The organism is Clostridium cochlearium (assembly GCF_900187165.1).
Taxonomy (GTDB): Bacteria; Bacillota; Clostridia; order Clostridiales; family Clostridiaceae; genus Clostridium_G; species Clostridium_G cochlearium.
In genome coordinates this window covers 472518-486961 of the sequence record NZ_LT906477.1, presented here as the reverse complement: position 1 = coordinate 486961, position 14444 = coordinate 472518, and the positions used below count along the sequence as shown (strand labels likewise).

Here is a 14444-nt window from a genome sequence, read left to right as displayed (position 1 = left end):
AGGGTTCAAAGTTGATATTTTTTTAATAATAGTTACTTGCTTTTACAGGTTTAAATTTAGATTTTGTTCTTACTTCATAGCCTTTTAAAAGCCAACGTAATTCATCAATATTAATCTTTAATGCATCGGCAGCTGTCGCTGGCCATTTGAAGCGATTAGCTTCTAAACGGTGATAATATAGCCAAAAACCTTCGTCAAAGTGAAGAATTTTTAATTTATCCATTTTCTTGTTGCAAAAAACAAATAGTGCTTTATCAAAAGGATCTAACTTAAATTGGTTTTGCACTATCATAACTAAACCATCAATACTTTTTCTTAAATCCGTATAACCGCAGGCAAGATAGACTTTTTCTACCTTATCTATATTTAACATTTTAGAATTAACTCCTTAATTATTGCTGTTATTAAAGTAGCTTCGCTAACAGGAATAAGGATATTAGCATTGCCTACATTAATTTTTACTTCTTTTAATGTAGATTTATTTTCTTTAGTATTATCAACTTTACTATTCAAAGAAATAGGCTGAAAAACAGGTTCTTTACTTTCAATTGCCTTTTCTACTCTTTTTTTATGGTAATAAAATTGACTCTTATTAAGGTTATTCTCAGCACAGAAATCTTTCACTGTTATTGTATCTTTAACAGAGTTAAATTTATTTAAATATTCCTCCCAAGCATCATTATCTAATTTTTTATACATAAGTAAACCTCCCATTGATAATCTTTTACTTAAGTTTATCAATGAGAGGGTATGTTTTCTAGATACTTAATTTTTGACGCTTACGTATAAATATTATAAGAAAGAGGTATTTTTTATGGCTTTTGCATATTGTCCTATACAAGGAGGCCCACTAGCTCCTTCTATAAGAGGTATGGTTTATTTTGCTGACGTACCTGGTGGTTGTAATGTTTGCATAAATATTAATGGTCTTCCCCCATACAAACCGGCATCAGGAAATAATTCTCCCATAGGTCCACATGGGTTTCATATTCATGAATTTGGCAATTGTAGTATAGGAGATCCTAATGATCCCTTTAAAGCAGCTGGTGGACATTGGAATCCTACAAATCAACCTCATGGAAATCATGCTGGAGATTTTCCTGTAATTTTTTCAAATAATGGTTATTCATCTATGTGCTTTTTTACAAATAAATTTAAAGTAAGAGATATCATAGGCAAATCTATAATAATTCATGAAAGTCCTGATGATTATAGATCTCAACCTGCTGGAAATTCTGGTAGAAGACTGGCTTGTGGTGTAATTCAAGGTTCTACATGGTAAGTAAATGAAGGGGACGGGGCTTATATAATAAGCCCCGTCCCCTTGCTACACCTTCCTACCTTCCTACTCGTCCCCTCCTACTTAAAATTTCTCTTTTAAAAACTTCTTCAATCATATATAATTTTTTATGTATATTTAAAAATGAAATAAATTATTTAAAATAGAAAGGATTAAAAAATGAGTATTTTATCAGTTGAAAATCTTACCCATGGCTTTGGGGACAGGGCTATTTTTAATGATGTATCCTTTAAACTTTTAAAGGGAGAACATATAGGCCTTGTTGGCGCTAATGGCGAGGGGAAATCTACTTTTATGAACATAATAACTGGAAGTTTAGAACCTGATGAAGGGGTTGTTGAATGGTCAAAGCGTGTTAGGGTTGGCTATTTAGATCAACATACAGTTTTAAAATCTGGTACAACCATAGGTGAATTTTTAAAAACAGCTTTTCAGTATTTATTTGATTTAGAAAAAGAAATGAATGAAATATGTAATAAGATGGGTACTGCTAGTCCAGATGAGTTAGAATTATTATTAGAAGATATGGGTACTATTCAAGATATTTTAACCAATAATGATTTCTATATTATTGATGCAAAAATTGATGAAGTTGCAAGGGGTATGGGAATTGCGGATATAGGTTTGGATAAAGATGTACACGATCTTAGTGGTGGCCAAAGGACTAAAATTTTATTAGCAAAATTGCTTCTAGAAAAGCCAGATATACTTCTTTTAGATGAGCCTACAAATTACCTAGATGAACAACATATTCAATGGTTAAAACGTTACTTACAAGATTATGAAAATGCATTTATTTTAATTTCTCACGATATTCCATTTTTAAACAGTGTAATTAACCTTATATACCATATGGAAAATGGTGAACTTAATCGTTATGTTGGAAATTATGACGAATTTTTGAAAGTTTACGAAGCTAAAAAACAGCAATTAGAAGCTGCCTATAAAAAACAGCAACAGGAAATTCAAGACCTTAAAGATTTTGTTTCAAGAAATAAAGCCAGAGTATCTACTCGAAACATGGCTATGTCAAGACAAAAAAAATTAGATAAAATGGAGATAATAGAATTGCCTAAAGATAAACCAAAACCTGAATTCAACTTTAAACAAGGTAGAACTTCTGGGAAAATGCTTTTTGAAACAAAGGATTTAGTCATAGGTTATAACGAACCTTTATCTAAACCATTAAATCTTTATATGGAACGTGGACAAAAGATAGCTCTTGTTGGAGCTAATGGACTTGGAAAAACTACTCTTTTAAAAAGTATTTTAGGTGAAATAAATCCCATATCCGGTGAAACTACCCTAGGTGATTATCTAAGTATAGGATATTTTCAACAAGAAATAAAAAAAGCTAATTATAACACCTGTATAGAAGAAGTTTGGGCTGACTTCCCATCTTTTACTCAATATGAAGTTCGTGCAGCTCTTGCAAAATGTGGATTAACTACTAAGCATATAGAAAGTAAAGTATGTGTATTAAGTGGTGGAGAACAAGCTAAAGTTAGATTATGTAAATTAATTAATAAAGAAACTAATTTTCTTGTTTTAGATGAGCCTACAAATCATTTAGATGTAGATGCAAAAGAAGAGCTTAAAAGATCACTTAAATGTTATAAAGGAAGTATTCTTCTTATTTGCCATGAGCCTGAGTTCTATGAAGATATAGTAGATGATGTTTGGAATTGCGAAAATTGGACAACTAAAATAGTTTAAATAACTATAACAGTTAAAAAGAGGTTGGATGAAATTTATTTTTAATTTTTTCAACCGACCTCTTACTTTAAATATTTATTACTTTATTAACAATACTCCAACATAAGCAAGGGTATCATCTGAATAATTAAATTCTAAACCACAGCTTTTCAAAAGGCTTCCTAAATTTATTCCATATGCTTCTGCAGAAGATATAGCTTTCTGTGGATAAATACACTTTTTACCTTTAAGATATCCACAAGTTGTGCATAATTCACAGGGTCCTGCCCCCATGGGGAAAAATTCTAAATTACTATATTTTTCTCTTAAATTTTCTGTTAATTCTCTTGTAAAATTATTGTGCCTGTCCCTAATCACATCTGTTTCTTTTCTATCTCTTATATTTTTTACAGGATGAATTGTTTGATATATAATACCTTTTTTAAATTTCATTACTTCTTTTTTTAAATCTTCTATTTCTCCTACCCCTGGAGGACACATCCAATTTGTTCCATAGTGCCCACAAAGATTTTCTTTGCAGTAATTCCTAATTTTATTATCAAATTCTACATCTTGTAATTCAAAAGACTTTGCATATTGAGCTCCAAATTTTATTATATCTTCTAAAATAACTTCTAAATCTAGCATATTTTAATCTCATCTCCCCATAAACTTTTACATATTAATTATATAGGAATTATTATAATTTACATATACTATTACCGTGAAAAACATGAAAAAACTTTTATTTAATTTAACTATTTTCTAATATTTAAAATTTATTTTTCTTTACTAGATATATCCTCTACTATTTCTTCAAAATTCCTCATTATTTTTCCATCATTTATTAATCCACCTATAACAAATTGATTTATTCCCCAAGGCAATCTTATGCCTTCATAGCCTTTGCTGTCTTGTCTTATATCACTTAGGTGACAATATATATCTTTATATGGTATTTTTTCTTTTATTTCTTCCAAGGTATATCCTTCTTCAAACAATTTATAAAAATAATTCACTGTCCATGCAATAAATAATTCTGCTATGGTTCCTGAATCTTCATCATCAAGTTCAGCTACTATATAATCTGATTCCAACACTTTTTTACAATCATTTTTAAATATAGTTTCAGCTGTTGGGGCTTTTGACTTATCATTAGCTTCAGGATCATTTATAGGATTATGCCATTTTACATTGGATATTTCTTTTTTTAAAATTTCTTCTTCATATAATCTTTGTCTTATATCTCCTTGTTTGAACAGTTTACCTGCTATATATCCCTTTTTCATTTCCTAACAACTCCTATTTAAATATTCATCATAAGTCATTTGTCTGTCTATGATGCCATCTGGAGTTATTTCAATAATTCTGTTTGCTATAGTTTGAACAAATTGATGGTCATGAGAAGTAAATAAAATAGTTCCTGGGAAATTTATTAGTCCATTGTTTACCGCTGTAATAGATTCAAGGTCTAGATGGTTTGTTGGCTCATCTAAGATAAGAACATTAGCTCCACTTAACATCATTTTTGAAAGCATACATCTTACCTTTTCTCCTCCAGATAACACTTCAGCACTTTTTAATGCTTCTTCCCCTGAAAAAAGCATTCTTCCTAAAAATCCTCTTATAAATGTTTCAGATTTTTCTTCAGAGAATTGTCTAAGCCAATCCACTAAATTTAAATTTACTCCATTAAAATATTTACTATTATCATTTGGGAAATAGGATTGACTTGTAGTTATTCCCCATTTGAATTCTCCACTATCAGCTTCCTCTTCTCCCATGAGTATTTGAAATAATGCTGTTTTTGCTATACTATTTTCCCCTACAAAGGCTATTTTATCACCTTTATTTACTCTAAAGCTTACATTATTTAAAACTTTTTCTCCATCTATAGTTTTTGTTATGCCTTCTACTGTAAGTAAGTCATTTCCTGCTTCTCTATCTGGTTTAAAAGCTACATAAGGATATCTTCTAGAAGAAGGTTTTATATCTTCTAAATTTATTTTATCTAGCATCTTTTTACGAGATGTAGCTTGTTTTGATTTAGATGCATTGGCACTAAATCTTGCTATAAATTCTTCAAGTTCTTTTATCTTTTCTTCTTTCTTTTTATTTTGATCTTTTGCCATTTCTAATGCTAATTGGCTTGATTCATACCAAAAATCATAGTTTCCAACATAAAGTTGTATTTTGCCAAAATCTAAATCAGCTATGTGTGTACATACTTTATTTAAAAAATGCCTATCATGAGAAATTAATATTACAGTATTCTCAAAGTTTATAAGAAATTCTTCTAACCATTGTATAGATTTAATATCTAAGTGGTTTGTAGGCTCATCTAGTAATAATATATCTGGTTTTCCAAATAAAGCTTGTGCTAAAAGCACTCTTACCTTTTGTGCTCCATCTAAGTCTTTCATTAATTTATTATGCAATTCAACAGGAATTCCAAGCCCTGTTAAAAGAGTTGCTGCCTCTGATTCTGCTTCCCATCCATTAAGTTCTGTAAATTCTCCTTCTAATTCTGCAACCTTTATTCCGTCTTCTTCTGAAAAATCTGGTTTTGAGTATATTTCTTCCTTTTCCTTCATGATATTGTAAAGTCTTTGGTGTCCCATTATTACTGTTTCTAGTACAGGTTCACTATCAAATTGGAAATGATCTTGTTTTAATACTGCCATTCTTTTACCAGGCTCTATTATAACATCACCTTTATTTGCTTCAATTTCACCTGAAAGAATCTTTAAAAATGTAGACTTTCCTGCTCCATTTGCACCTATAAGCCCATAGCAGTTCCCTGGCGTAAATTTTACATTTACATCTTCAAATAAAACCCTTCCACCATATCTTAAACTTATATTATTAGTACTTATCATAGTTAATATTTTCCTCCATCTATTTCATTTTTATAATATCAAATATTGGCTATTATATCATATTAATACTTGTGAATCTAGTGGGGACGGGGCTTTATTCTTTAGTTATTTAATGGGTACAGTAGTAGCAGTAATAAGGGACAGGGCTTTGTTCTATCTGTGTTTCTCTGGGGACAGGGCTTGAAGTTTTGGCTTGAAGTTTTAACAGATTTACACTAAAAATCTTGCCCTACTGCCCTCTTTAGTTGGAATTATTTCTAATATGGTATCTATTCTTTCTTTAAGTTCTGGTACATGTGATATTATCCCCACCAATCTTCCATCATTTTGAAGATCCACCAAAGTTTCTATAGCATTATCCAGTGATTCAGGATCTAAAGTTCCAAAACCTTCATCTATAAAAATAGTATCCAAACTTATACCTCCAGCATATGATTGTATAACATCTGCTAAACCTAACGCTAAAGATAAAGAAGCTTTAAAACTTTCTCCACCAGATAAGGTTTTAACATGTCTAGCTTTTCCTGTATAATTATCAAAAACCTCTAATTCCAAGCCTTCTTGCCTTCTGCCTTTACCCTTTTCTTCTTTTCTTACAAGTAAAAATCTTCCCCCTGTCATTTTGGATAAACGTATATTGGCAGCATCTATTATTTCATCAAAATAAGCAGCTAATACATATCTTTCAAAAGTTATTCTTTCATCATTGTCCCCGTTAGATATCCTAGCTAATTCTCCTATAACCTTATATTCCTCTTCTTTTCCCTTTATTTTTTCATTTAATTTCTCTATTTCTTTTAAAGTCTTTCTATTGTTATCCAACCTAGAAAATATTATATTATATTCTCTATTTAATTGGCTTTTTTCTTCTTCAACTTTTTCTAATCTTTGTTTTATAAGATTTTCATCCCTAAGTTTTAAATCTTTACTATTTTTAATTGCTTTATCTAAATTAAACTTTACAGTTTTAACATTTTGATTGTAATTTTGTATATCTTCATCCAAATTTTTTAATTCATCTTCTGAAAGTTTCATAGATAAATAATGATTATAATCTTTAAATCCACAGTTTTTTATTTTTTTATCCATATTCTCTTTATTTTTTTCTATTTCTTTCAAAATTTCTTGTAAATTTTCTAATTTCCCTTTTTTACTTGTTTTCAAAGATATATATTCATTATTGATGGTTTCATACTCTTTCCTGGCTCTTTCCAAAGATTGATTTAATTTTAAAAGTGTATCTTCTAAATTTTTTATTTCTCTATCCAAACTTGTTACACTTCTAATTTCTTCTGGTATTTCTTTTTCTATCTCTAAAATAGAATTTTCTTCACTTTTTACTTTAGCAAAAAGATCCTTATATTCTTTATTTACTTGCTCTAATATATCACTATTTTTTTCTATTTTTACTTCTAATTTTCTAAGACTGTCCCCTAAATTAATTTTCTTTTTATGCTCTTCTTCAATTTTCTTTAATCTTTCTTTTAAATTTTGTACTTCTAAAGCAATTTCCTTGCCTTTTATAGATATAAAATTCAAAATATCTTTTTCCCAATGTTCGTCTATTACTTTACCTAAGTTTTTTTCTAGTTTTAATTTGTAATCTGATATTATTTCGTTACTATTGGTAATTACACCATTTAAATCAGACATATTTTGCAAAATCACTTCTCGTTTTTCTTTTATTACATCAAACTCATGTTTAAATTTATTAAGTTTCTCCTCCGTTGGTACACCATCTATCATTTTTGCAAGTTTTGGATGATGCTTTGATCCGCAAACCGGACATTCTATTCCATCTTTTAGATCTTTAGCCAATATTCCAGCCTGTCCCTTTTTAAAATTGTCTTCCATTATTTCGTATTTTAATTTAAATTCAATATAATTTTTTTCAATTTTATCAAAATTTATTTTCATAGTATTATATTTTTTAACATTTACCAAGTATGAATTATAGTACTTATAAAAATCCCGCATATCATTGCAAATAGATTCTCTTTCTTCCACTTTGCTAAGAACTTTTTCTTTTTCAACTTCAGATTTTTGGAGTTGAATTAATTGTTTGTTTAGCTCATTAAATTTAGCCCTGTCCCTTTTAATTTCACTATCTAAACTAGAATAATATTTCTCTTTTTCTTCTAAATTATTTTTTAATTCTTGTATATTATTCTTTTTATTTTCATATTCTTTAACTTTATTTTGAAAACTATTAAAAATTGTTAATTTGTTAGAAATCTCTTCTTTCTTATCTTCTTTAGATTCCTCTTCTTTTAATTTTTTAATAGATTCTTCTACTTTTTTCTCATATATATTAACTCTTTTTTCTAATTCTTTATACTCTTTTTCTTTTATTTGAAAATAATTTTTTCTTTCCTTGAAGTTATCTTCAAGTATTTTAACCTCCAATGCTTTTCTTCCCTGACTTAATTTGTTTTTTTTATTTTCATATTCTTCTTTTTTAGAAATAAGTCCTTTATATTTTTTTTCATATTCTTCTTTTTCTTTAATCTTTTTATTGTCCTCTTCTAGTAAAACTATTTCATTTTGTATTTTTATTTCTTCTTTATTTACTTCTTCAATCTTTTTAAAATAATTTTCCTTATCTTTTTCATCCTTCTCTATTAATTGCCCTGTCCCCAAAATTATTTCTTTAATATTTAGATGTTCTTGACTTATAAGATTAAATAATTCTTCTTGGTTAGCAGCATCTATACGTTTAATATTAGTCATTCTTTCAGTATTTACTTTGGCGATATCTTTGTAAATTTCTTTTCTTTTATCATCTAATATTTTTTGAAACTTTTCAAAAGGTTCCGTTCCAAATATTTTTCTAAATATAATCTCTCTTTCCAGGCTATCTGCTTCAAGAAGTTTTCTAAATTCCCCCTGAGGCAACATAACTATTTGTCTAAATTGATTTTTATTTATTCCAAGAATTTCATTTATCTTTTCTTCTACTGCATTTACTCCAGATACAGTATTTCCTTCTGGCAATATTAAAAAAGCCTCTGAGTTTTTATATGTAAACCCTTCACCTCTAGCTTTTTTCCTTGCTTGTTGCGGATATCTAGTCACTTTGTATTTTTTATTTCTTAAAGAAAACTCCAAATCTACATAAGTAATAGTGTCCTGTGATGCAAAGTCACTTCTAAGCCCGTCCCTATCTTTATTAGTATTAGATGCTTCACCAAACAAAGCATAACTTATAGCATCAAATATAGTGGTTTTTCCTGCACCTGTTGGTCCATTTATAAGAAATATGTTTCTGTTATCAAGTTCCGTAAAATCTATAACTTGTACATCTGCATAGGGACCAAATGCACACATGGTTAACTTTAAAGGCTTCATTTAGTTCACCTCTTTTTCTATTTTTTCTATTACATTGGTTATTATTTTAAGACTTTCTTTTTCTAATTCTTTTCCTGTCATTGAATTATAAAATTCCTTAAATAACTGTAATTTAGTTTTATTTTTATAGCCCTGTCCCGCGGATGTCTTGCTGTCTTCTCTTTTTACTTCCTCTTCCCTACTAAGTCCCATTACATTAGGATAAACGGCTCTTAACTTTGCAATAGGATCTACTAGCTCTCCTTTATCCGTTAAAATTGCATATATATAATCTTCCGTATTTGTATCTTTATAAACCTCAGGACTTATCAGTTGTTCTAAAGGACCTTTTATAATTCTCATATCTCTTTTAGGCTTAAACTCTCTAAAATCTATATCTATTTCACCATTTTTATCTATATTAACTATAGTTGCTCCTTTTTTATGGTTTACTTCTGAAAAAGAATACTTTAAAAGAGATCCCGAGTACCTTATTTTATTATCTCTAACCTTTTGGGGCTTGTGTAAATGTCCAAGGGCTGTATATGTAAATCCAGAAAAATACTCTGCATTTACTAGGTCCGTCCCCCCTATACTTAAGGGTCTTTCTGATTCTGAAAGTTCAAGTTCTTCATTATTTTTAATAAAATTTGCATATGCATGAGTTATTAATATATTTTTTCATCTTTATTTAAGTCCATTTTTATATTATCTATTAACACCCTCATTGCATCATCATTATTAGAAATTTTATCATCTCTAAAAACATGTTTTATTTCCTTTGGATCACAATATGGTAGCAAATAGAAGTTAAATTTCTCATTATCACTTTTCAACACTACTTTTTTTATTTTCTTTTTTTCTTTATCAAAACTTCCAGCTATATGAAGTCCATTTTCTGTGAAAATTCTACTACCAAAGCCCACTCTTTCTGGACTATCGTGATTTCCAGCTATAGCTAATATCGGAACCTTTAATTCTAGTAAAATTTTACTGAAAACTTCATCTAGCAATTCAACAGCCTCCACAGGTGGTATGCTCCTATCATATAGGTCTCCAGCTATAATTAATGCATTAGGTTTTTCCTCTTCAATTATATTTATAAGTTGTTTCAATACAATTTTTTGATCTTCTATCATACTAAATTCATTTACTATTTTCCCTATGTGCCAATCTCCAGTATGAATTAATTTCATTTTTATACCTCCAAAAGATATTTAATCTAACTATATTTTAATATACTATTTGCATAGAAGCTATAGTTATAATAAGGGACGGGGCTTTAAATTTTAATAAAAAAATTTAAAGCCCCGTCCCTTATATTATATTAATTAATGTCTTGGATTTTCTGATACAATTTCAATAGCCTCAGTTAATTCTTTTATAACATCAGTTCTAAACTGAACATTTAACTCATTTGATTTAGCATACATATTTCCTTTTTCACTTACTACATAAATTGGTTCTAGATTATTAAGTGCTATAGCTTTTATATCATCTATGCATTTATCACACTTACATATATCCATGTATTCATCTACAATTGTTGGAAATAAATCATCTACTATAACTTCCATATAATTTTTAATCATACTTTTATCCCTCACTTAATTTTAATCTACTGTATTTAATATTTGGAAAAACCATTCTTTTAAAGCTTGTACATCTAAATCCATACACACATTAACATTTGTTTTGTCTTTATAACTATTACTAAAATCTACTACTGTAGCTCCTAGAGTATGTTCACCCTTAGTTTCTATATCAACTTTAGCAGGAACTGTTTTAAATATTTCTGGTTTATCTAAATAAGCTATTGCACACAAATCATGCATTCTTAATCCACTTTTAAAACTTCCACTTCTATAGCATTTAAACAATAAATACATCATATGTCCTGTTTTATTCATATTTTTTATGTAATTTATGTCTTTTTCTTTGAATACAGCTTTATTTGTAATATCTAATCCACACATAACTATATCTATTCCAGATTTAAATACTATTTCAGCACTTTCTGGATCAACATAAATATTAAATTCCGCCAAAGGTGTTTTATTTCCCCTAGATGTTGATCCCCCCATTATAACTAATTTATCTATATTATCTTTAACTTCTGGATATGAACTTAAAAGTAATGCAATATTAGTTAGAGGCCCTATAGCTACTAAAGTTATTTTTTCATCTGAATTAGTTATAACTTCTCTCATCTTATCTATAGCAGATTTTTTATCTACTTCTCTTTCTATTTTAGGGAAATCATAGCCATCCAGCCCTGAATCTCCGTGTATTTCACTAGCATCATCTAATTCTCTTACTAATGGCTTTCTTGCACCTTTGGCAACGGGGACAGTCTTATTTAAAAATTGTAAAATTTTTAGTGCATTTTCTGTGGTTTTTTCCACATCTACATTTCCAGCTACAGTAGTTATTAATTCTACTTTGACTTTGGGACTGTTTAGGGCAGCTACCATAGCTACAGCATCATCAATACCTGGATCTGTATCTAAAATAATTTTAGTTTCCTTACTCATTTTGTAAATCACTCCTAAAACAAATTAATTATTCATTTTTTAGTTTATTAATTAATAAATTAGTTATCATATACATTATAATGATTATCCCAGCAAAAAGCATAGAAAATTCAAATGTTAATTTATTAATATTTTTATATATAAGAACTATAGTTTTGTATGGATTTATTATAATATTCCAACTACGAATTTGTTCAATTCTACTTAAATACATGTTAAATCCACTAAATATAGCCACTAAGAATAAAAATATCCAACTAAATGCACTATTGTATCTCTCCATAATAATCTTCCTATTTATGTGTATAGATACAAAAGATATAATGCTACAAATCCATACTCCTATGAAGACATAAAAAAAATCTTTCCATATGTTTAAATCATTTTTAAATATAACCCCTGTCCCTTTTGAATTTACCAATTCAAAATATTTATTACCATTTAAATAAACTAATTCTGTAATAACATAAGGAGCATTAGGATATGATATAACCCAAATTATACTTAATAATACAATTAAAGTTTGGGAATATTTTTTTCTATTCTTATCTCCAAATACTTTTTTAAAAAAATACGAAATTTCTAATGGTATCCATGCCAATAACAAATTCCATATCATGTACATATTATCTAATCTTTTTCCAAATACAATACATAAAAAATAAATAAAAATTACTACAACAAGAATATTTTTAAAATTATTTTTCTTATTTTTTAAGGTTTTAGACACATAATCACCTCTTAAATTGTAGGAAGTTAAGGGACAGGGCTTATTTATTCCTATTTATTCCTTATTAAATTTATGGTTTTATATATGCCCATCCATCAATCTGCTTCTTTACTAACTCACCTACCCCAGAATCAACTATTACTACTCCATCTATTAATTCTTTCCCCTTTATTTTCAAAGCTTTTAATGATTTATTACATACAACAAATGATACCTTTTTTTTCATTAGTTTTTCTATATTGATTGTATATTCACATTTTTTTTCACCAAAGAAACCGCCTCTGAATTTAGCAATATTTCTACTTCTAAATAACTATTTTTCATATCTTCAAGCAAATTTTTTATATTATTTAAATCCAATTTAAATTTATTATTTTCATCTACATGAAATATAACTTTATATTTATATATCTGAATCCTCCCTTAACATTAACAAATTTTAGTCGCTTGCAAAACCTCAAGCCCGTTAGGGCTCAAGGAATTTCAAGCTTTATCAAAAAGGATTTCCCCCACTCAATGTCGAATTTATATAAGTACCACCAAATATAAATTTAAGGAGGAACCCTTATGATCAATTTAAAAAACCAAATTCATCTTTCTAATATTTATGAAGAAGTCGTAGACTGTTTTGAAGAAGATAAGCCTAAATTTATTAAGCTTTTTGAAAAACATATTAACATGAAAATGTTAATACCTCAAAGTTTTTATAATGCCTACTATTCCTCAACTGGTCGTCGTAGAGATTATTCTCTTTCTTCAATGCTAACCGCATTCATAGTGCAAAAAATACTTGGTATCTCTGAAACTGAATTATTTATAAATATATTGAATTTGTCTAAAGAATTAAGATCTCTTTGTAATTTGAATAAAGTGCCTCATGAATCTCAGTTCTCTAGATTTAAATCTAACTTTATTCAACATATTCATAGTTTTTTCAATCATTTAGTTGATATTACTGAACCTATTTGTAAAAAACTTAATTCTGAGTTATCTAAAATAATAATTGCTGATACTACTTGTATTGAAGCTTATGTTAAAGAAAATAATCCTAAATATTTTGAATCTCTTTTAAATACTGGTAAAGTTGCTAAAAAGAAAAATTCAAATATAATTATTTTCTAGGTGATGCTGCTTATGATTGTGATGACAATTATAAATATCTAATTAAAGATTGCAACACAATACCTATTATTCCAATTAATCCTCGTAATTCTTCTGATTTACCACAGCCTAAGCGGCTTTACTGATAATGGAGTTCCCTTATGTCCGAAGGACTCTTCTCTTCCAATGAAATTTGATGGAGTTACAAGAGAAAAAGGACGTTCTATGCGAGTTAAATGGCTTTGCCCTAAATCTAAAAAAGTACGAATTAATGGTAAAACTAAGTATATACTTTCCTGTGAAAATCCATGTACATCTTCACCTTGTGGAAGAATATATCATCCAACCATCAATAAAGACTTTAGACTTAATTGTCCTCTTCCTCGAAATACAGAAAAATGGAATAACTTATATAAAATCAGAACTATTACTGAAAGAACCAACAATATTATTAAACACCCATTAGGTCTATCGACCTTAAAAATTAATAAGACGGATTCTTTAAAAGCTGAATTATTATTAGCAGGTATAACCCAATTAATTACTGTAATTATTAGCTATAAAATTAATAATAAAAATAAGATACTCTCAATAAAATCATTAATTGCTTAATCTATAGTTTGTTTTTTTAAAAATTTAATATTTATAATTTAAGGTGAGTATTTAATTTTTTAAATCATTAGTTTTGCAATCAACTAATTAACAAATTGTTTTAATACTTATGTTTACACATAGAGTATATTTAGTATATTTAATACGCCCGTCCCTATATTGTTCTAAATAAATATTTCTTCAAATATCTTAAAAATCATTTATTAATATGAATATTTTTAGTTTGTTGTGTTAAATATAGAAAATAAAGTTAATATTTTTTAATA

General features: G+C 28.1%; 17 protein-coding genes. 4 read left to right on the top strand and 13 right to left on the bottom strand.

Annotated features, from left to right (window positions below):
- Positions 1-22: 22 nt before the first annotated feature.
- Positions 23-373 (bottom strand): IS66 family insertion sequence element accessory protein TnpB, encoded by a 351-nt coding sequence (gene tnpB / locus CKV72_RS02340; RefSeq protein WP_095177365.1) that lies wholly within the window; start codon positions 371-373, stop codon positions 23-25.
- Positions 367-699 carry an IS66 family insertion sequence element accessory protein TnpA gene (gene tnpA, locus CKV72_RS02335; protein ID WP_095177364.1) on the bottom strand — a complete coding sequence of 111 codons (333 nt, stop codon included), beginning with the start codon at positions 697-699 and terminating at the stop codon, positions 367-369. Before tnpA ends, tnpB begins: the two co-directional genes overlap by 7 nt.
- Before the next feature lie 115 nt (positions 700-814).
- On the opposite strand from tnpA, the gene CKV72_RS02330 reads away from it, so the two are divergent.
- Both CKV72_RS02330 and CKV72_RS02325 read left to right on the top strand, forming a co-directional pair.
- Complete coding sequence (locus CKV72_RS02330) at positions 815-1282, top strand: superoxide dismutase family protein (protein WP_095177363.1); 468 nt, start codon at positions 815-817, stop codon at positions 1280-1282.
- A 177-nt stretch (positions 1283-1459) separates the two neighbouring features.
- Complete coding sequence (locus CKV72_RS02325; RefSeq protein WP_089865223.1) at positions 1460-3016, top strand: ABC-F family ATP-binding cassette domain-containing protein; 1557 nt, start codon at positions 1460-1462, stop codon at positions 3014-3016.
- A 78-nt stretch (positions 3017-3094) separates the two neighbouring features.
- Here CKV72_RS02325 and CKV72_RS02320 read toward each other — a convergent pair whose 3' ends face one another.
- The 11 genes from CKV72_RS02320 to CKV72_RS12490 form a co-directional block, all read right to left on the bottom strand.
- Entirely contained in the window at positions 3095-3643 is a 549-nt protein-coding gene (locus CKV72_RS02320; RefSeq protein ID WP_089865217.1) for a DUF2284 domain-containing protein, read from the bottom strand.
- A 131-nt stretch (positions 3644-3774) separates the two neighbouring features.
- A complete protein-coding gene (locus CKV72_RS02315) occupies positions 3775-4284 on the bottom strand; it encodes a nucleoside 2-deoxyribosyltransferase (protein WP_089865214.1) in 510 nt (169 codons plus the stop codon).
- Positions 4285-4287: 3 nt separating this feature from the next.
- Positions 4288-5874, bottom strand: a complete 1587-nt coding sequence (locus CKV72_RS02310; RefSeq protein WP_095177362.1) for an ABC-F family ATP-binding cassette domain-containing protein — start codon at positions 5872-5874, stop codon at positions 4288-4290.
- A 210-nt stretch (positions 5875-6084) separates the two neighbouring features.
- Complete coding sequence (locus CKV72_RS02305; RefSeq protein WP_095177361.1) at positions 6085-9222, bottom strand: AAA family ATPase; 3138 nt, start codon at positions 9220-9222, stop codon at positions 6085-6087.
- Positions 9223-9564, bottom strand: a complete 342-nt coding sequence (locus CKV72_RS12565; protein ID WP_338031798.1) for an exonuclease SbcCD subunit D C-terminal domain-containing protein — start codon at positions 9562-9564, stop codon at positions 9223-9225. It abuts the gene before it with no gap.
- Positions 9565-9869: 305 nt separating this feature from the next.
- The gene (locus CKV72_RS12560; protein ID WP_338031797.1) at positions 9870-10397 is read right to left on the bottom strand and encodes a metallophosphoesterase family protein; all 528 of its coding nucleotides are present in this window, start codon (positions 10395-10397) and stop codon (positions 9870-9872) included.
- 135 nt (positions 10398-10532) lie between these two features.
- Positions 10533-10793, bottom strand: a complete 261-nt coding sequence (locus CKV72_RS02295) for a late competence development ComFB family protein (protein ID WP_095177360.1) — start codon at positions 10791-10793, stop codon at positions 10533-10535.
- 21 nt (positions 10794-10814) lie between these two features.
- Positions 10815-11735 (bottom strand): ribonucleoside hydrolase RihC, encoded by a 921-nt coding sequence (gene rihC / locus CKV72_RS02290; protein ID WP_095177359.1) that lies wholly within the window; start codon positions 11733-11735, stop codon positions 10815-10817.
- 28 nt (positions 11736-11763) lie between these two features.
- Positions 11764-12465, bottom strand: a complete 702-nt coding sequence (locus CKV72_RS02285) for a DUF1361 domain-containing protein (protein ID WP_089865195.1) — start codon at positions 12463-12465, stop codon at positions 11764-11766.
- Between the two features lie 70 nt (positions 12466-12535).
- A complete protein-coding gene (locus CKV72_RS02280; protein WP_089865192.1) occupies positions 12536-12691 on the bottom strand; it encodes a DsrE family protein in 156 nt (51 codons plus the stop codon).
- A gap of 8 nt (positions 12692-12699) precedes the next feature.
- On the bottom strand, positions 12700-12825 hold the full coding sequence (locus tag CKV72_RS12490) for a hypothetical protein (protein WP_257452677.1): 126 nt from the start codon (positions 12823-12825) through the stop codon (positions 12700-12702).
- 207 nt (positions 12826-13032) lie between these two features.
- Between CKV72_RS12490 and CKV72_RS12350 the strand changes: the two genes are divergently transcribed.
- Positions 13033-13587, top strand: coding sequence for a transposase (locus CKV72_RS12350; protein WP_242955734.1), 555 nt, complete (start codon positions 13033-13035; stop codon positions 13585-13587).
- 165 nt (positions 13588-13752) lie between these two features.
- A complete protein-coding gene (locus CKV72_RS12345; RefSeq protein WP_238021720.1) occupies positions 13753-14178 on the top strand; it encodes a hypothetical protein in 426 nt (141 codons plus the stop codon).
- Positions 14179-14444 lie beyond the last annotated feature (266 nt).

What these genes read in the sequence shown, in the direction of transcription:
- CKV72_RS02320 (WP_089865217.1), bottom strand. Translation starts at nt 3,643, where the DNA reads ATGCTAGATTTAGAAGTTATTTTAGAAGATATAATAAAATTTGGAGCT.
- tnpA (WP_095177364.1), bottom strand. Translation starts at nt 699, where the DNA reads ATGTATAAAAAATTAGATAATGATGCTTGGGAGGAATATTTAAATAAA.
- CKV72_RS12350 (WP_242955734.1), top strand. Translation starts at nt 13,033, where the DNA reads ATGATCAATTTAAAAAACCAAATTCATCTTTCTAATATTTATGAAGAA.
- CKV72_RS02315 (WP_089865214.1), bottom strand. Translation starts at nt 4,284, where the DNA reads ATGAAAAAGGGATATATAGCAGGTAAACTGTTCAAACAAGGAGATATA.
- CKV72_RS02280 (WP_089865192.1), bottom strand. Translation starts at nt 12,691, where the DNA reads ATGAAAAAAAAGGTATCATTTGTTGTATGTAATAAATCATTAAAAGCT.
- CKV72_RS02325 (WP_089865223.1), top strand. Translation starts at nt 1,460, where the DNA reads ATGAGTATTTTATCAGTTGAAAATCTTACCCATGGCTTTGGGGACAGG.
- CKV72_RS12345 (WP_238021720.1), top strand. Translation starts at nt 13,753, where the DNA reads ATGAAATTTGATGGAGTTACAAGAGAAAAAGGACGTTCTATGCGAGTT.
- CKV72_RS12560 (WP_338031797.1), bottom strand. Translation starts at nt 10,397, where the DNA reads ATGAAATTAATTCATACTGGAGATTGGCACATAGGGAAAATAGTAAAT.
- CKV72_RS02295 (WP_095177360.1), bottom strand. Translation starts at nt 10,793, where the DNA reads ATGATTAAAAATTATATGGAAGTTATAGTAGATGATTTATTTCCAACA.
- rihC (WP_095177359.1), bottom strand. Translation starts at nt 11,735, where the DNA reads ATGAGTAAGGAAACTAAAATTATTTTAGATACAGATCCAGGTATTGAT.
- CKV72_RS02305 (WP_095177361.1), bottom strand. Translation starts at nt 9,222, where the DNA reads ATGAAGCCTTTAAAGTTAACCATGTGTGCATTTGGTCCCTATGCAGAT.
- CKV72_RS02330 (WP_095177363.1), top strand. Translation starts at nt 815, where the DNA reads ATGGCTTTTGCATATTGTCCTATACAAGGAGGCCCACTAGCTCCTTCT.
- CKV72_RS02310 (WP_095177362.1), bottom strand. Translation starts at nt 5,874, where the DNA reads ATGATAAGTACTAATAATATAAGTTTAAGATATGGTGGAAGGGTTTTA.
- CKV72_RS12565 (WP_338031798.1), bottom strand. Translation starts at nt 9,564, where the DNA reads ATGAGAATTATAAAAGGTCCTTTAGAACAACTGATAAGTCCTGAGGTT.
- tnpB (WP_095177365.1), bottom strand. Translation starts at nt 373, where the DNA reads ATGTTAAATATAGATAAGGTAGAAAAAGTCTATCTTGCCTGCGGTTAT.